11 protein-coding genes are annotated in these 17808 nt (G+C 73.8%); 7 read left to right on the forward strand and 4 right to left on the reverse strand.

The features are described from left to right. The first annotated feature begins 485 nt into the window (after positions 1 to 485). Positions 486 to 1034 carry a cyclase family protein gene (locus tag ABZU53_RS08915; RefSeq protein ID WP_355064808.1) on the forward strand — a complete coding sequence of 183 codons (549 nt, stop codon included), beginning with the start codon at positions 486 to 488 and terminating at the stop codon, positions 1032 to 1034. A gap of 27 nt (positions 1035 to 1061) precedes the next feature. Here ABZU53_RS08915 and ABZU53_RS08920 read toward each other — a convergent pair whose 3' ends face one another. Next, entirely contained in the window at positions 1062 to 2885 is a 1824-nt protein-coding gene (locus ABZU53_RS08920; protein WP_355064810.1) for a VanW family protein, read from the reverse strand. A 197-nt stretch (positions 2886 to 3082) separates the two neighbouring features. Here ABZU53_RS08920 and nudC point away from each other — a divergent pair, with 197 nt between their 5' ends. Continuing rightward, complete coding sequence (gene nudC, locus ABZU53_RS08925) at positions 3083 to 4003, forward strand: NAD(+) diphosphatase (RefSeq protein ID WP_355064812.1); 921 nt, start codon at positions 3083 to 3085, stop codon at positions 4001 to 4003. A gap of 19 nt (positions 4004 to 4022) precedes the next feature. Here nudC and ABZU53_RS08930 read toward each other — a convergent pair whose 3' ends face one another. Both ABZU53_RS08930 and ABZU53_RS08935 read right to left on the reverse strand, forming a co-directional pair. After that, on the reverse strand, positions 4023 to 5228 hold the full coding sequence (locus ABZU53_RS08930; protein WP_355065023.1) for a polysaccharide biosynthesis protein: 1206 nt from the start codon (positions 5226 to 5228) through the stop codon (positions 4023 to 4025). Positions 5229 to 5305: 77 nt separating this feature from the next. Further along, positions 5306 to 7528, reverse strand: coding sequence for a hypothetical protein (locus ABZU53_RS08935; RefSeq protein ID WP_355064814.1), 2223 nt, complete (start codon positions 7526 to 7528; stop codon positions 5306 to 5308). 137 nt (positions 7529 to 7665) lie between these two features. Here ABZU53_RS08935 and ABZU53_RS08940 point away from each other — a divergent pair, with 137 nt between their 5' ends. Continuing rightward, complete coding sequence (locus tag ABZU53_RS08940) at positions 7666 to 9381, forward strand: hypothetical protein (protein WP_355064816.1); 1716 nt, start codon at positions 7666 to 7668, stop codon at positions 9379 to 9381. After that, complete coding sequence (locus ABZU53_RS08945) at positions 9378 to 9545, forward strand: hypothetical protein (RefSeq protein ID WP_158609830.1); 168 nt, start codon at positions 9378 to 9380, stop codon at positions 9543 to 9545. The genes ABZU53_RS08940 and ABZU53_RS08945 overlap by 4 nt, the downstream gene beginning before the upstream one ends. Before the next feature lie 57 nt (positions 9546 to 9602). Here the strand turns inward: ABZU53_RS08945 and ABZU53_RS08950 are convergent, their stop codons facing one another. Further along, positions 9603 to 10763, reverse strand: coding sequence for a glycosyltransferase family 4 protein (locus tag ABZU53_RS08950; protein WP_354859328.1), 1161 nt, complete (start codon positions 10761 to 10763; stop codon positions 9603 to 9605). A 257-nt stretch (positions 10764 to 11020) separates the two neighbouring features. Between ABZU53_RS08950 and ABZU53_RS08955 the strand changes: the two genes are divergently transcribed. Genes ABZU53_RS08955 through ABZU53_RS08965 form a run of 3 tightly spaced genes read left to right on the forward strand, consistent with a single transcriptional unit; the run spans position 11021 to position 17756 of the window. Further along, on the forward strand, positions 11021 to 12691 hold the full coding sequence (locus ABZU53_RS08955) for a substrate-binding domain-containing protein (protein WP_355064818.1): 1671 nt from the start codon (positions 11021 to 11023) through the stop codon (positions 12689 to 12691). Continuing rightward, positions 12688 to 16962, forward strand: a complete 4275-nt coding sequence (locus ABZU53_RS08960) for an alpha-(1->3)-arabinofuranosyltransferase (protein ID WP_355064820.1) — start codon at positions 12688 to 12690, stop codon at positions 16960 to 16962. The genes ABZU53_RS08955 and ABZU53_RS08960 overlap by 4 nt, the downstream gene beginning before the upstream one ends. Further along, on the forward strand, positions 16959 to 17756 hold the full coding sequence (locus ABZU53_RS08965; RefSeq protein ID WP_354859333.1) for a class I SAM-dependent methyltransferase: 798 nt from the start codon (positions 16959 to 16961) through the stop codon (positions 17754 to 17756). Before ABZU53_RS08960 ends, ABZU53_RS08965 begins: the two co-directional genes overlap by 4 nt. Positions 17757 to 17808 lie beyond the last annotated feature (52 nt).

Genomic DNA, 17808 nt, shown 5'->3' on the forward strand with positions numbered 1-17808 from the left:
GTACTGCACTCGTGAGGGTGTGGGAGAGTAGGACACCGCCGGACAATCTTCCAGAAAAGGCCACCCCCAACAGGGGTGGCCTTTTCTGCGTTTCCGCGCTTGGCACCCGATGCCGGTGACCGATACCTGGCCTAGGCTCGTTCCTGTGGATGACCTCCTGGCGAAGGATCAGACCGCGTGACCGGAGGAGTCGATGCGGGGATGACCCCAGAGCGACCGATGCCCACTCAGGACGACGTGCTCGGATACTTCGACACGCTGTCGAACTGGGGACGGTGGGGTGACGACGACGAGCTCGGCACCCTGAACCACATCACCGACGACGTTCGGCTGGCGGCGGCGCGGGCCGTGCGCCACGGCCGGAGCGTGTCCCGCGCGTGGGAGGTCGCCGTACCGCAGGAGATGGAGCGGTCGACGATGTCGTGCCCGTGCGCCGCCGACATGCCGGGCGCGGAGAACATGCCGGTGGCCGCCTTCCACGCCGATTGGTCGACGCCGCGACGGGATCGGCGTGGGCGGCCGTCACGGCCGCGGCGAACGGCATCGTCACCCGTGGTGTGCTGCTGGACGTCGCGGGGGCCCGCGGTGTGCCGTGGTTGGAGCCGGGACAGGGTGTCGTTCCCGAGGATCTGGAGAAGGCCGAGCGCCGCCAGGGTGTCCAGGTGCGACCCGGCGATGCGGTGCTCCTGCGGACCGGCTACGGCCGCTTCCGGCACGAATCCGGTGTGGCCAGCGGTTTCACGCAGGCCGGCTGGCACGCGTCCTGCCTACCGTGGCTGCGTGAACGCAAGGTCGCGCTGATCGGCGCCGACACTCCGCAGGACGTTCAGCCGTCGGGGTACGACGACGTGTTGATGCCGGTGCACGCCGTGAGCCTCGTCGCGATGGGTCTGTGGCTGCTCGACAACTGCGACCTGGAGGCGTGCGCGACAACGGCCGCCGAGCTGGGCCAGTGGGACTTCCAGCTCGCCGTCGCGCCGGTCCGCTTCGCCGGCACGTCCGGCAGCCCGGTCAACCCGATCGCCACCTTCTGACCACGGCGTGAGGGCGGCCGTGGAGGCTCAGGAGGGCTTGGGGCCGCAGACGTAGCGGGGCTCCGCGTCGTAGCGCCAGGTGAACTTCTCCCGCTTGACGACCACGCCGCCCTTCTTGATGACCCGGAAGGCGTCCTGGGCGAAGCCGTTGATGCCGTTGCTCGGAATGCACGACGGGCCGGGTTCGAGGTGGATGACCTTCGGGGTGGTGATGTCGCGCCGAGGGCCGTACTCGGTCTTCACGCTGTCGTAGATCTTCGTGCTCCAGATCGAGACGGTCACCGAACTCGACGTGTACGAGGTGTCGATGAGCAGGCCGTACTCGGTGTTGTTGCGGAACTTGAAGTCCAGGCTCGGCCAGAAGATGGTCGACTCGATGATGGCCGGGTACCTGTCGAACCAGTACGAGTGTGGCTTGTGCTCGACGTCCTCCAGGCCCGCGTAGTAGGTGGCGTTGAACAGGGTGGTGGTGAACTGCGAGGTGCCACCGCCGACGCCCGGCACCAGCTTGCCGTCCAGGATGACCGGCGCGTCCCGGTAGCCCTGCGCGTAGCCACGTTCGCCGGTGTGCCCGTTCAGGGAGAACGTCTTGCCCGGCAGTACGACCGTGCCGTCCACCTCCTTGGCGATGGTGGCGATGTTCTGGCTGCGCGACGACGCCATGCCACCGGTGAACCGCGTGGTGAAGGTGGACACCCGCTCCTTGATGCCCAGACCGGCCAGCTTCTCCGCGGTCAGCTCCGGCGGTGTCGCCTTCAGCTCGCCGGTCACCTCGCGTCCGTCCGACTTCGGCAGCACGGCCAACAGGTCACGACCCAGGGCTGCGGTGTCGAGCTGCTGGCCGGCGCGACCGTCGGTGACCTTGGGTCGGCCGCCGGAGATGGTCATCGACGCGTCCTTCGGGGGCACCTCGATCGCGAGCAGGTCGTCGCCCAGGGCTGCGCGCAGCCGCTTGACGTCGACCAGCGGGGTGAGCTTGCCGGCCTTGTCGGCGGTGAATCGGAGGCTCTTCGCGATGGCCGCCGGTGGCACCTGCACGGAGCCCTTGTCGGTGCGCAGGGTGACCGGCGCGGCGACCGCCGGCTTGGCCAGCTCGGCGACCAACCGGTCCAGCTCCTCGGCGGTGGTCGCCGGCTGACTCTCCACGAGCGGCACGGCGACCGGGGTGCCGGCCAGCCACCCGGTGCGGACGGCGTCGGCGGAGCGCTGCGGGTCGAACGCCAGGCCCGGCTTGGGGCGTACGACCTTGGGGGTGGTGCCCTGGTAGGTGATGGCCGGCATCGTCATCGGGCGGACCTGGTCGCCGAGCACCTTGCGCAGGGCCGCGTCCAGCCGGTTGGCGTCGATGGTGACCACCGGGTCGACGGTTCGGGAGCCGACCAGCCGACTGACCGGGTGCGCGTCGGCCTCGGCCGCCGCGGCCACGCTGGCCGCCACGTCGACGCTCAGCCCGACCTCGGCGGGGTTGATCTCGGCGGTGCGCTCCCCGACCGTGACCCGCAGTGGCGCGGCGAGGGCCGCCGCCCGCCGGTCCAGCTCAGCCCGCAACTCCCGGTCGGCGGCGCTGCGGCTCCGACCGCCCAGCTCGGCGCCGAGCACGCTGGTGCCCCGGGGCACGTCCCCGGCGTACGCCCAGGCGCCGGCGCCCGCCACGGCGGCGAGGACGGTGCCGGTGACGCCGGCCGCGAGCAGCATCCGCACCCGGCGGGGACGGCGTCCACCGTTGCCCGGCTCGGCGGTGGCCGTGGGCGGCGTGACCGGATCCGGCCCGTCGTCCGGCCAGGTGACCGCGGTGACCTGCACGGTGGGTCGGTCGTCGGTGGGTGGACGTTTATCACCGTACAGCGTCACTGCAACCTCGATCGCCAGGTGCCACGGGAGGTCCCCCCTCCCGGAGGACACCACGGTAACCAATGCTCGGCCGTCCGCGCGGGCTGCGCCCGCTCTGCGCTGGCACCGCGTGTCGTTCGGCGTGTCGCGTGGGCCGGGGGCGAGCCAGGGCCAGGGTCGGTGCCGACGCCGGGTCGCCGCCGTGGCACGGTGGCGGGGTGGACGCTGCGGAGCGGGTGTTGGCGTACGGCGGCGGTTGGCTGGAGCGGGCGGGCGCGCTGCGTACCGACGCCGCTCGACTGGACGCGCTGCTGACCGACCCGACGACCGTGGTGCTGCCGCTGTGGCGGGACCGCTGCCTGGTCGACGGGGTCGGGCCGGTCCGGTTGACGGCCGAGCGCGCGTCGCTCGTCCGGTCGGCTGCCGCCGAGACCGTCTTCCTGGGGCTCGACGGGGACGTCGCGGTGTTCGCCGTGGACCTCTCCGGGCTCAGCGAGCCCGCCGCCGTCGAGATGGCGGGCGCGACGCGGGCGGTCGACGTACGGGCCCTGGTCGGGCGGCTCGACCCGGCTGCCGCGGCGGTCCAGGCGTACGCCCGGGGGTTGCTGCACTGGCACCGGCAGCAGCGGTACTGCGGCACCTGCGGCGCGGCGGCCGTCGCCGGCGGTGGCGGGCATGTGCGGACCTGTTCCGGCGCGGAGTGCGGTCGGCTGCTGTTCCCCCGGATCGAACCGGCGATCATCGTGCTGGTCGAGGCGCCCGGCTCGCCGGAGCGCTGCCTGCTGGCCCGGCACGCGGGCGCCGCCGAGGACTCCTACTCGACGCTGGCGGGCTTCGTCGAGGTGGGCGAGAGCCTGGAGGACGCGGTCCGGCGGGAGATGGCCGAGGAGGCCGGTGTCACCGTGACGGACCTGGCGTACCAGGGGTCGCAGGCGTGGCCGTTCCCCGCCGGGCTGATGGTGGGCTTCCGGGCCCGCGTCGCGTCCGAGGAGGTGCGGGTGGACGGCGTGGAGCTGTTGGAGGCGCGCTGGTTCAGCCGGGCGGAGCTGCGCGAGCGGGTCGCCGCCGGTCGTCCACTCGGCCGGGTCGACTCGATCGATCACCAGTTGCTGAGCACCTGGTTGGCAGCGGGCGACTGACCCGGGCAGCGCCCAGGGGTCAGCCACGCGCGGGGCGGGCCAGCCAGACCAGCACGGCTGCGGTCAGCGCGGCGGTGACCAGCGCGCAGCTCAGTACGCCCTCGACCGTGCGCGGCGCCACCAGCAGGGCCGCACCGACCAGGCCGGCGGTGGCCACCCAGAGCGGCGCGGCCGGCCAGCGGGCACCGGTCGCCACTCTTTCGTTGACCAGCATGAACACCACCGCGTAGAGGGCGCCGGTGGCGGCGAAGAGCGGGGCCTCGCCGGCCAGGTGCAGGTAGTCCGCCCCGCCCACCAGCCGGAAGGCCAGCTCACCGGCGACCGCTGCGGCGGCCACCAGCACCGCACCGCAGGCCACGATCAGCCCCAGCGCGAGCGCCCGGGCCCGCCGGTCGCCCGAGGCCAGCCGCGGCAGCACCAGCAGGGTGACCACCTGCGGCGCCCAGAGCGCGCCCTTGGTGAGGACCGCGCCGACCGCGTAGCCGCCGGAGCCGCTGGCCGGCAGGAGTTGGCGGGCGAGGAGCAGGTCGGCGTACGAGATGACCAGCATCGCGAGGGTGGCACCGCACGCCGTCAGCACCTGCCGGCCGCTCAGGGTGCGGTCGCGGTCGTCGGCGAGGGTTGGTGCCACCCCGGGTCCGGGGACGCCGAGGGCCGGACCGCTGGGGGCGGCGGGCGCGGCGAGCCGGGCCAGCAGCGGGAGGACGACGAAGCCGGCCAGCGTCCCGAGCAGCAGGGAGCCGACCGGTCCCCAGCCGAGGGCGAGCCCGACGATGAGACCGCCGTAACGCCCGGCGGCGAGCCCGGTCATCGCGCCCGAGAGCCGCAGGAACCGCTGGTCACCCTGGAGCTCGCCGAGCCAGCGACCGGCCAGCACGGTGGCGAAGGTGGTCGGGGCGAGCAGCAGGGTCAGCGCGACCGGGAGCCGGAGCGCCACCGTGAGTACCGGTGCCGCGACGAGGGTCATCCCGGCGGTGAAGGCGGCGGTGCGCAGCGCCAGTCGTGTCGTCCCGCTGGGCCCCGACCGGGCGCGATGGGCCGCCACCGCGATCTGCAGGCCGAACCCGGGCACCGCCGCGATGGCGCCGAGTGCCAGCACCGTGGCCAGCGCACCCAGGTCGGAGGCGGTCAGCTGGCGGGCACCGAGCATCGGAACCAGGTAGGCCAACCCGTTGGTCAGCATGGTGGCGGCGGTGACCGCCGCTCCGGCGACACCGAGCCGCACGACCCCTGTGTCGCGGGCGGGGCGCTTCGCCGCACCGGGCTGGGCCGGGTCCGCCACCAGCCGGGGTTCCTCGGTGGTCACTCGGGCTTCGGTACCACGTCGCCGACGCTGATCTCGTTCGTGCAGAGCGTCAGGTCCGGCCCGCCGGTCACCGTCAGCTCCACCGCGCCGTCACCGCCGGTGATCTCGAAGAAGCGCTGGTTCAGGCCCCTCTTGACCGGGAACGTGTGGCTGCCCTGCCCGAAGCGCAGCACCGCAGTGCCATCGGCCGAGCTGAGGTACCCGATGCGGACGACCCAGTCCCAGTGGTGCCGTGGCTTGTCCAGCGGTATCCGGACGGTCTGACCGGCTTGCACCAGGTAGCCGCAGCCCTCCTGCGGGCCGGGCACGACGTTGCTGCCCTGGATGATGGCCACCTGGACCCGCCCCAGCCCGTCGAGTATCGAGGCGTTCTCCGTGTCCTCCACGAACTCCGGGCGGGAGCCGGCGGCGGCGAAGAACCGGGACTGATAGTTGTACGGCCAGGACAGATTCGACAACACCTCGCTCGGGAGCGGCGTGTCGAAGAAGACGGTGCCGGGCGGGGCGCTGGCCAGCTCGATCCGGGCCGTGTCGAGGTAGGACCGGCCGTACTTCTTCGCCCACTCGTCGCCGTAGCGCGACGTGGTCCAGACCGTGCCGAACATCGCCGCCACCAGCAGGAGCGCCAGACCAGCCGTCACGACCTCGCGGTACCGCTCGGGCACCGGCCCCAGCCAGTCCGGCGGCACTGGTGTCGAAGGCCGCCGCTCCCGTCCGCCGGCCGCGGACGACGCCGGGACGTCCGGCTCGCGCTCCGCGGAGGGCCGCGCCGTCGCCGGGGCCTCGGCTGCCGGCTCCGGATCGAACTCGGGATCCGGCTCGGTCCTCGGCTCGGCGGCCGGCCCGTGGTACGGGTCGTCCGGGGCCTCGGCGTGGATCACACCGGCCCGGGACGAGTAGGCCGCGACGCCGGAGCGCGGTGCGGCCGGCGACGGCTCCGAGCGCGGCACGTCGGGCTCTGCCGCGCTCGGTGCGGCGGCCGGCTCCGCGTCAGCGGACGGTGCGGGAGCCCCGGCGGGCGGGGACGCCTCGCCGTCGGTCGGTTCGCCGTCGGTCGGCGTCGGTCGGGCAACCCCGACGAGAGCGACACCGACACAGACGGCGGCGACCACCACGGCGTCGCTGACGTAGCGGGGCACCCCGCCAGCGACGCCGCTGAACACGGAGCCGAGCCGGGTGGCCGCCAGCAGCGTCGTGGCGATGATCAGGTAGCCGCCGAGCAGGACCCAGGCGCGGGTGGCCCTGCGGTCCCGCTTCACCGTCAGTACGATCAGCGCGGCGAAGACCGCCCAGGAGATCCAGCGGCCGAGGTCGGGCGGCGCGACCACCGGCGACCCGTCCCCCGCGCCGAGCCAGCCCCAGGGCCCGCCCAGCAGACCCGGCACGAGCGTGGAACCGAACAGTTGGGTGAAGAAGGACAGCACCTCACCCACCGACTCCGGCCGGCGCACGGACGACTCGGCGCGCTGCAGGTAGACCGCGGCGAACGCGCCGACCAGCGCGGTCAGCACCAGCCAGGACGGCCACCAGCGACGCAGCGTCGTCAGCACCGAGCGGACCGGCCCGCCGTCGGTGAGGAAGCAGACGGTGAAGAGGAAGACCAGCGGTACGACCAGCAGTGCCTTCTCGAAGAAGAGCAGACCCAGCAGTACGGCGAGAGCCAGCGACAGCAGGTGCCGCTTGCGGCGGGTGCGGACGTACCTGAGCTGGGCGCCGACGGCGAGCACCATGCTCAACTGCATCGGCAGCATGTTCGCCCCGACCGCCCACCACGAAGTCGCCTCCAGCGTCAGCGGGCTGAACAGGAACATCCCGAGCGGGACGAGCAGCAGCCTGCTCGGTCGCAGCAGGTCGCGCAGCAGCCGGTAGAACGCGACGGAGAGCACCGCCTGACCGGCCGCCATCAACAGCACGTACGGCCAGTAGGTGAGCCCGAAGGCGTCGGTCACCAGCCAGGTGAGCAGTCGGCCGCCCGGCATGAAGTGGTTGTTGTAGAGGGTGAGCAGGAAGCCCGGGGTGAGGGCCGATTCGCTGGACTGCGTGACCAGCACGTAGTCGTCGGCCGCCAGGTAACCGCGGGAGGCGATCTGGGCCCGCCACAGCACGCTGACCACGATCATCGTGACGGCGAGGGGCCGGATCGGATCGGTGCGTACCCGTCCACCGGCCCCGCCGGTTTCGCCACGCGCCGCGCCCACCTCGGATCCGGTCAATGCCATGGCGGGAAGACTGCCACACGGATGACGGGCCGCCCCATCAGGTCAACGGATGGTTCGGGGGCCGCCGGGTGGTCCGCGTACAGTGGCCGCCACCAGCGCGACGGGTGGTCGGGCCGGATCGGGGTGGGGTCGTCAGGATGCGCGAACGGATGGTGCCGCACGGCGTCGCCGCCGCCGTCACGGCGGTGGTCCTGACGCCGCTGCTGCTCCCCGGTTACGTGCTCCGCTACGACATGGTCTTCGTGCCCCGGCAGGCGTTGAGCTGGGAGGTGATCGCCCCGGCCTCGGCGCTGCCCCGGGCCGTCCCGCAGGACGCCGTGGTGGCGCTGGCCAACCAGCTCGTGCCGGGCTGGTTGCTGCAACGGTTGGTGCTGGTGGCGATCATCTACCTCGCGGCGCTCGGCGCGGCCCGGCTGGTGCCGACCGACCGGGTCGCGGTCCGGGTGGTGGCCGCCCTCGGGTACGCCTGGACGCCGTACCTGGCCGAGCGGCTGCTCGTCGGCCAGTGGGGACTGCTGGTCGCGTACGCCGCGCTGCCGTGGCTGGTCCGGGCGGCGATCGGGGTACGGACCGGCCGGCCCGGCGCGCTGCCGCGGCTGCTGCTCGCCGCGGCGGCATCGGCGATCACCCCGAGTGGCGGAGTGATCGCGCTGGTGGCGATCGCGGTGCTGCTGCCCGGACGGTATCCGGGAGCGGCCCGGGCGGTTTCGACCGCGCTGGGCGCGACGGTGCTGCTCAACGCGCCGTGGCTGGTGGCCGGTTTCGTGAGTACCGGCAGCGGCAGGTCGGACCCGGCCGGTGTGCTGGCGTTCGCGGCCCGGGCGGAGAACTGGGCGGGGCCGCTGGTGGCGCTCGCCGGCACCGGTGGCATCTGGAACGGGCAGACCACGCCAGCCTCCCGGGGTGCGCTGCTGGTGCCCCTGGTCACCGTGCTGGTGCTGGCCGTCGCCGGGTACGGCGTACCGCTGCTGTTCCGGCGCTGGCCCGCTCCGGTGGCCGGCCGCCTCGGCCTGCTCGCGGCAGGTTCGTGGCTGGTGGCGGCGCTCGGTGCGCTGCCCGGCGGCGCGGATCTGCTCGGCTGGCTGGTCGCGACGCTGCCCGGCGCGGGTCTGATCCGGGACGGTCAGAAGCTGCTCATCCCGTACGCGTTGGCCCTGGCGGTGGCCGGGGCGCTCGGCGCGGAACGCCTCGCCGACCGGCTCGCCGCCCGGTTCGACCCGGCCACCGGTCGGGTGCTGCTGGTCGGTGCCGCGCTGCTGCCGGTGGCGCTCCTGCCCGACCTGGCGTTCGGCGCTGCGGGTCGGCTCCGACCGGTGGCCTGGCCGGCGGACTGGACCGCGGTGGCGCGGCTGGTCGAGCAGCGGCCCGGTGAGGTGATCTCCCTGCCGTTCCAGGAGTACCAGCGCTACGGGTGGAACCGCGGCCAAGTGGTGATCGACCCGGCGCCCCGGTACCTCGGCGTGCCGGTACTGATCGACGACACGCTGCGCGTTGGTGGGCTGGCGGTGGCCGGCGAGGATCCGCGCGCCGCGCGGGTGCGGGAACTCCTCGCCGCCGGGACGCCGGTGTCGGCGGCCGGCCCGCGCTGGGTGCTGGTGCAGCGGGCGGCGGGGCCGGCGCCGCCGACGTCCCTGGTCGGGCTGCGGATCGTCCACGATGGGCCAGAGCTGACCCTGTACGAGAACCCGCGCTGGTCTCCACCGCCCGCGCCAACCCGGCCCGGACCGGTCGGGCTCGCCCATCTGCTGGCCGGAACGGTGGTGCTGGCCATCGGTTTTTCGGGCACTGCGCGCGCACGCTACCGCGTGGTAGCGTCCCGGCACGCGAGTCCCGCGGAAGGAGAAGGTGGATGAGGAACCTGCCCGCATTCGTTGCCGTCGGGGTGCTCGGGGTCGTGCTCGGCCTGCTCGGTAGCGTCGGTCTGGCGAATGTGCTCAGCCCGTCCGCCAAGGAGGCTGCCACCACGAACGTCAATGGTGAGCAGGGCGCAGAGCCTCCGCTGTACGGCACGCGCTAAGTCAGACGACGAAAGGGCGCCCGCTGGTCGCGGGTGCCCTTTTCGTGGTGCTCGGAGTCAGTCGGCCCGGCCGGTCGCTTGGGTCACCAGTTGGGCGAAGCGGGCCCCGGTCGCCGTCCAGGTGAAGCGGGACGCGTGGTGCAGCGCCGCCTCCCCCATCGCCTTGCGCCGCACGTCGTCGGCCAGCAGTTCGCGCACCTGGTCGGTGAACTCGGCTTCGTCGTCGACGAGCAGGCCGGTTTCGGTGTCGACCATCGCCTCGGCGACCCCGCCGGCGTAGCGGAAGGCCACCGTCGGGGTGCTGCGCGCGGCGGCCTCGACGATGGTGAGCCCCCACCCCTCCTTGATCGACGGGGTGAGCGCCACCCAGGCCGAGGAGAGTACGGCGTGCTTCTCCTCCTCGCTGATGAAGCCGGTGAACCGGACGCGGTCGGCGATGCCGAGCGAGTCACACAGCTCCCGCAGCGGCTGCTCCCACCAACCCTGGCCCGCCACCACCAGCTCCAGGTCGGGCAGCTCGCCGATCAGTTCGGCGACGGCGCGCAATGCGATCTCCACCCGCTTGTGCGGGACCAGACGGCCGAGCACCAGCAGCGACGGGTGTGGGGTGCGCGGCAACGGTGGGCCGGTCACCGGGGGCGTGCCGTTGGGCACCACGTCGATCCGCTCGGCGGCCACCCCCAGTGCGGCCAGCTCCGCCCGGCTGGCCTCCGAGACGGTGACGTACCGGCAGCGGCGGTAGAGCCGGACGGCCAACCACGACTCGATCCACCAGCCCAGCCGGGCCATCCACGGGCCGAAGACGACCGGCCACTGCTCCCGGTGCACGTGGTGCACCAGCGCGATCACCGGGCGGCCGGCGTACAGCGGCGCGAAGAACGGCACCCCGTTGCAGACGTCGATCACCAGGTCGGGCCGGCCCAGGCCGCGCCGGCCGAGCGGGCCGAAGCCGAACCGGCCGGCGAGACAGGTAAGCGCGGCGCGGGCGTACACGGTGTGCCGGGAACCGCGGCGCAGCACGCGGACGCCCTCGGCGGTGGTCTCCGCCGGACCGGCGTTGCCGTGCGCGGCGCAGAGCAGGGTCACCCGGTGGCCCATGGCGACCAGTTCGGCGGCGATCCGCTCGAGGTAGACCTCGGAGCCACCACCTTCCGGGTTGGTGGTGTCGCGCCAGTTGAGGAACAGGACGTGGCGTGTGGGGGCGACGGAGGGGTCCACGCTGCTCCTACCGATGAGTAAGTGAGCACGATCGCGCCACCCTAGGGCTGCCCGGCCGGTGGGCGCAATGGGTCGCACCGGCAGCGAAACTCGGATAACCGCTCGTCGATCGGGGTTTGCCGGCGACGGAAAACCTTGGCAGGGTGTGCAACGCAACCGCGTGCGGCGGCCGGCGTCCAGGTGGCGCCGCCCGACCGCCGCGATGGATTCCGACCTGCGCACGGACGCGCCGGTACGCGACGAGGAGGTGGCCGGCGGTGCTGCGCGACGGACTCGCGCCGGTGCGCTCCCTCTTCCGTCGCTCCCCGGTGGTGCTGCTCAGCGCAGCCCTGGTGCTGCTGTTGACCGGCTGGGCCGCCGTGGCCTACGTGCGAGCGGACCGGGGCGTGCCGGAGTGCGCCGAGCGGGTTCGGCTGCGGGTGGCCGCCGCGCCGGTGATCGCTCCGGCCCTCGACCGGATCGTGCGGGCAAGCGTCGGTCGGCAGCCGTGCGTGTCGATCGACGTGCAGGCCCGGGAGTCCGCCACCGTGGCCGGGGACCTGGCCAACGCGGTGGACGTCGCCGACGCCTGGCTGCCGGAATCCACGTTCTGGCTGCGCCGGGCCCGGGCTGGCGGGGCCTTCGAGGTGCCTGGCGAGGGCACCTCGGTGGCGAGCACCCCGGTGGTGCTCGCGGTGACCGAGCCGACCGCGCGCCGGCTGGGGTGGCCGGCGAAGCCGGTGACCTGGGCGTCGCTGATCGGCCCGAAGGCCCGTCCGACTCCGGTGGGAGTGCCGGACCCGGCCGCCGACCCGTCCGGGGTCGCCGCGCTGCTCGGGGTACGCGCGCTGGTCGCCGGTGAGCGGCAACCGGCTGCCGCGATGGCGGCCGTGCTGCGCCGGCTCGCGGGCGAGACGTTCTCCGCCGGCGAGGGCGGGGGCGTCCTGGCGCCTGGGGGCGGGCTGGCCAACAGGGCCCAGGCGGTCGCGGCCAGCGAGCAGGCCGTGCTCGACCACAACGCGCTGGCCGGCTCGAACAGGTTGGTCGCCGCGTACCCGGAGATCGGCGTGCCGTCGCTGGACCTGCCGTACGTGGTGCTGCCCGCCGCGCGTGGTCACGTCCGGGATGCGGCCGCGGGCTTCCTGACCAACCTGCTCACTGTCGAGTCCCGGGACACGCTGCTCGGGTTCGGCTTCCGGACGGCGTCCGGCTTCCCTCCGGCAATTCCCGACGACGGTCGACTGCGGGCCGAGGAGCGCCGACCGGTGCCGTTGCCCGCCGAGGAGACGGTCACCGAGGTGCTGAACGGCTGGAGCGGCGTGCAGCGCAGCGCGCGAATCCTCACCGTCATCGACGTCTCCGGCTCGATGGCAGCCCCGGTGCCCGGCACCGGCGAGACCCGGCTCGCGGCGACCGTGAAGGCCGCCCGCGAGGGAGCCGGTCTGCTGTTGGACAACAGCGAGCTGGGTATCTGGGTCTTCTCCACGAAGGTGGACGGGGACCGGGACTACCGGGAGATCCTGCCCGTCGCCCCGCTGCGCGCCCAGCGTGCCCGGCTCGCCGACCGGTTGGCCGCCGTCCGGGTCAAGACCGGCGGGGGCACCGGGCTGTACGACGCGACGTTGGCCGCGTATCAGGACGCCCGGCAGCACTGGACGCCCGGCCGGATCAACCTGGTGCTGGTCATGACCGACGGGCGGAACGAGGACGAGGACAGCATCGGCCGGGCGAAGTTCCTGGCCGAGCTGACCCGGTTGCAGGACCCCCGCCGGCCGTTACCGATCATCTTCATCGGGCTGGGTCGGGACGTCGACCCGGACGAGCTGAACGCGATCGTCAAGGTCACCGGCGGCCGGGTGTTCCGTACCGAGCAGCCCAGCGGCATCCGGCAGATCTTCTTCTCCGCGCTCGCCGACCTGAGCTGCCTGCCGCCGGACTGCCGCCGATGAGCCGACCGCACGTCCGCCGGCTGGTACGCGGGGCGCCCTGGACCCCGCTGTCGCTGCTGCTGCTCGTCGCGATCGCCTTCGGGCAGCGGCCCGGCCAGGTCACCTTCGACACCAAGCTCGACCTGGCCGCGAACCCGATCCACTTCCTGAACCGCGCGCTGCACCTGTGGAACCCGGAGGCGACCTCCGGCGAGCTGCAGAACCAGGCGTACGGCTACCTCTTTCCGATGGGGCCGTTCTTCGCCGGCGGGCAGCTGCTGGGTGTGCCAGCGTGGATCACGCAGCGGGCCTGGACCGCGCTCCTGCTGGCGGTGGCGTTCTACGGGCTGCTCCGGCTGGCCCGGGCGTTGAACATCGGCACCGAACCGACCCGGTACGCGGCCGCGCTCGGCTACGCGCTCGCACCCCGGATGCTCACCGAGATCGGCGCCCTGTCCTCGGAGACGCTGGCCGCGGCGCTGCTGCCGTGGGTGCTGCTGCCGCTCGTGCAGGCCCGCCGGATCGGCTCGCCACGTCGGGCCGCGGCGCTCTCCGCGCTGGCCGTGCTCGGCATGGGTGGGATCAACGCGGCAGTGGTCGTGCTGGCCCTGCTGCTGCCCGGGATCTGGCTGCTGACCCGTCGCTGGGACCGGGCCCACCTGCGCCTGGTCGGCTGGTGGTGCCTCGGTGTCGTCGCGGTGTGCCTGTGGTGGATCGTGCCGCTGCTGCTGCTCGGCGAGTACAGCCTGCCGTTCCTGGACTACATCGAGTCGTCCACCACGACCACCGGGGTGGCCTCGCTCTTCCAGGCCGTCCGGGGCACCAACCAGTGGGTGGCGTACATCGTCCAGGGGGATCCGTGGTGGCCGGCGGGCTGGCTGCTGATCGACCACCCCGTGCTGATGGCGCTGACCGCGCTGGTCGCGTTGATCGGGCTGGCCGGGTTGGCCGGCAACCTCCTGCCGGAACGGCGTTTCCTGGTGCTCGGCTTCCTGGCCGGGCTGACCCTGCTCACCATGGGCTACGTCGGCAGCCTGGACAGCCCGCTCTCGGGGCCGGTCCGGGAGTTGCTGGACGGCCCGCTGGCCCCGTTCCGCAACGTGCACAAACTCGACCCGGTGCTGCGCCTGCCGCTGATGCTCGGCTTCGCGCACGGCGTGGACGCGGTGGTCACCCGGCTGCACAACGCCGCCGCCCGGCGCCGGCCCGGCATCCGGCTGCGACCGTTGGCGCTCGTACCGGTGCTGCTGCTGGTCCTGGGCGCCGCCGCGCCGGCCTGGCTGGGGCAGCTGCGACCCGGGCCGGGCTGGTCGGACCTGCCGCCGCACTGGCGGTCCGCGGCCACCTGGCTGGCCGACCGGGACGCGCTGGCCCGGACGTTGATGGTGCCCGGGTCCGGCTTCGGCCAGTACGAGTGGGGGCGCACTGTCGACGAGCCGCTCCAGGCGCTGGCCGGAGCACCCTGGGCGGTGCGGAACCAGATCCCGCTCGGCTCGGCCGGCAACACGCGGGTGATGGACACGGTCGAGACCGTCCTGGCCGGTGGTCGGGGGTCGGCCGGGCTGGCCGACTTCCTGGCTCGTGCCGGCTTCCGGCACGTGCTGCTGCGCAACGACATCGACCGGAGCCAGGTGGACGCTCCGCCGGTCGCGGTGCTGCGCCGTGCGCTGACCGACTCGCCGGGCCTCGCACGGGTGGCGACCTTCGGGAGCACGACCGCTGCCGGTCGCACGCCGGGCAGCCCGGTGGACGACGACGCCGGGCCGGTGCCGGCCATCGAGGTGTACGAGGTGCAGCGCCCGGTACCGGCCGCCTCGGCGGTGCTCACCGACGATGTGCCGACGGTCAGCGGCGGTCCGGAGTCCCTGCTGCCCCTGCTGGAACAGGGGCTGGTGGAACGGGACCGGCCGGTGGTGCTGGCCGGGGACCGCGTCGAGGTGGGGGACGAGCGGTGGATCGTCACCGACGGGCTGCGCCGCCGGGAGCGTGACATCGGCCGGGTGCGGGACAACGTCAGCCAGACGCTGACCGCCACGGAAGCCGGCCGGCAGGGTCGGGTGGCCCTCGACCTGCTGCCGTTCCCCGGCAAGCGGCACCAGACCGTCGCCACCTACCAGGGGGTGCGGGAGGTCAGCGCGAGCACCGCGACCAGCTTCGTGGACAACCTCGCCCCCGCCGACCCGTCGCACCTGCCGTTCGCCGCCGTGGACGGCGAGTACGCCACCGCGTGGCACTCCGCGCCGCTGGCCGGGCCGGTCGGCCAGTGGCTCCAGGTGGACCTGGACACCCCGCGCGCGGTGGACACCGTGTCGTTGGCGTTCGTCGACGACCTCGGGGTGGGCTGGCCGGTGACCCGGTTCCGGATCACCACCGACCGGGGCTCGGTGGACCACGAGGTGGCCGACACGCTGGGTGGGCACTCGTACTACACGCTGCCCGGATCCACCAGCCGCGTACGGGTCACGGTTTTGGGCGTCGCCGGGGAACGACGCGACGGCGGGGTCGGCATCCGGGAACTCACCATTCCCGGCACCACCGCCCGCCGCGCCCTCCAGGCGCCGAACGACCTGCCCAAGGGCTTCCACGGGCCGGTCGCCTGGTCGTTCAGTCGAGGCCCGGCCGACCGGTCCGCCTGTTTCCCGGCAGCCGCTCCCGGCACCGGTTGGGACGCGGCGGGCGCCGGGTCGGCGGGCGACACCGGACTCCGACCGGCCGGCTCGGTGGTGCGGTGCGACCGCTTCCTTGCGCGTGCCGGCGAGGAACCGCTCGGCGTCGACCGGGTGTTCCGCAGCACCACAGCGGGCAACTACCGATTGGCGCTCACCGCCGTGCCCCGACCGGCCGGTCAGCTCACCCTGACCGGCGTACCGGTGGTGGCCACCGTCTCCTCGTACCTGACCGGCGACCCGGCCGTCGCCGGCTACGCGGCCGTCGACGGCGACCCGGGGACGGCCTGGCTGGCCGACACCGGCGACCTCCGCCCCACGCTGCGGTTGCGGTGGCCCGGGCAACGACGCCTCGCCGAGGTGCGGCTACGGCCCGCGGAGCTGCCGGTCGGCTCGCTGCCCACCCAGGTCGAGGTGCGGACCCCGGGCCGCAGCCGGGTGCTGCCGGTCGCCGCGGACGGGACGGTCCGCTTCCCGGCTGTCCGGACGGACCGGATCGAGATCGTGGTCCGGGAAACCGCCACGCGGGTCGCCGACCGGCGCGGTAACGGCTGGACCGCCACCGCCGGCATCGCCGAGGTGGAGATCCCGGCGCTGGACGACCTGCTCCGCCCGCTGTCCGGCGGCACCCGGATCACCGAGAAATGCGGCACCGGACCGGCCATCGAACTGGACGGCTACCGCTACGAGACCTCGGTGGCCTCCACCCTCGCCGACGTGCTGGCTGGCCGGCCGGCGCCGGTCACGATCTGCGGCACCACGGGAGCGGTGGTGGACCTCCCGGCGGGAGGCCACCAGCTGGCGACCGTACCGTCGGCCGGTTTCGTGGTGCAGGACGCCACCCTGCGTCCGGAGGCGGCGGTGCCGGCGGCCCGGCACCGCGAGGTGACAGTGCTCGACTGGGACCCGACCGACCGGCGGGTCCGCGTGGCCGCCGGTGGCGCGGCGCTGCTGGTGGTGCCGGAGAACGCCAACGCCGGCTGGACGGCCACCCTCGCTGGTCAGAAGCTGGCCACGACCCGGGTGGACGGCTGGCAACAGGCGTGGGTGCTACCCGCCGGCGACGCCGCCGACGTCCGGCTGGTCTTCGCGCCGGACCGGACGTACCGGGGCGCTCTGGCGGCGGGTGCGTTCTCCGCGCTCGTGGTGTTCCTGCTGGCCGCGTGGCCGGTCCGCCGCCGCGCCGGGGTGGACCGAACGATTCCGGCCGAAGGCCCGGCGTGGGCGATCGGCGTCCTGCTGGTCGTGCTGCTCGCCGCCCTGGGCGGGGTGCTGCCGGTGGCGATCGTGCTGGCCGCGATGCTGCTGCGGCAGCTCGCCATCCGGGCGTTGCCGGTGGTGGTGCTCGGCGGCCTGGCGGTCGCCACGGTGACCGCGGTGGCGGGCCGGTTGCAGGGCCACGGGCAGGAGTGGGCGTACGGCCCGTGGGTGCAGGCGGCGATGCTTGTCGCGATCGGTGCGGTCACCGCGGCGGTGATCCCGGCACCCGGCACACCGGCCGCGCGAACGGCGGCGGGCGGGGACGAGCCGGCGACGGACCCGCCCCCGCAGCGGACGACTGTGGGCCCGGCGCGGCCGGAACCACGGACCAGGGACCAGGACGAGGACGGGACGATGGCGCGATGACCACAGCAGACGGGGTGGCTGACCGGGGGGCGTACCGGCGGTTCGCCACACTGGGCCGCTCGGTGACGCTGTTTCGGGCGTTCCTGGTCGAGCAGACCGACCCGGACCACTTCTACGGTCTGCTGGCCGGGGATTCGGTACGTCAGGTGGCGGGCTACACCGCGCTCGCCGGGCGGACCGTGCTGGACGTCGGAGGCGGGCCGGGGTACTTCGCCTCCGCCTTCCGCGCCGCCGGTGCCCGGTACGTGGGCCTCGACCCGGACGTCGGCGACTTCTCCGCCGCCGGGGACTCGGTCGCCGGCATGCTGCGGGGCAGCGGCACCGCCCTGCCGGTCCGGTCCGCCAGTGTGGACGTGACGTTCTCCTCGAACGTGCTGGAACATGTCTCCGCGCCGAGCCGGATGCTTGACGAGATGGCCCGGGTGACCCGGCCGGGTGGTGTGCTCTTCGTGTCGTTCACCCCGTGGCTGTCGCCGTGGGGCGGGCACGAGACGGCACCCTGGCACTACCTCGGCGGCGACCGGGCCCGCCGGCGTTACCAGCGGAGGATGGGCCGGCCGCCGAAGAACCGCTACCGCGAGACACTCTTTCCGGTCACCATCTCGGACGCCCTGCGCTGGGCGCGCGGCAGCGGTGACGTCGAGGTGCTGGACGCGCTGCCGCGTTACCACCCGTGGTGGGCCCGCTGGGTGGTCCGAGTGCCCGGCGTACGCGAGGTCGTGTCCTGGAACTTCGTGCTCGTCCTGCGGCGAACCGGTCAGGAACCGGGCGGCGCGGCGGAAAAACAGAGCTGACCGGGGGTCGCGTTGCAATGTGACCAGGTAGTAACCTCGCGGCCACATCACT

Origin of the sequence: Micromonospora sp. NPDC005194 (assembly GCF_040608335.1) — a bacterium.
GTDB lineage: Bacteria > Actinomycetota > Actinomycetes > Mycobacteriales > Micromonosporaceae > Micromonospora.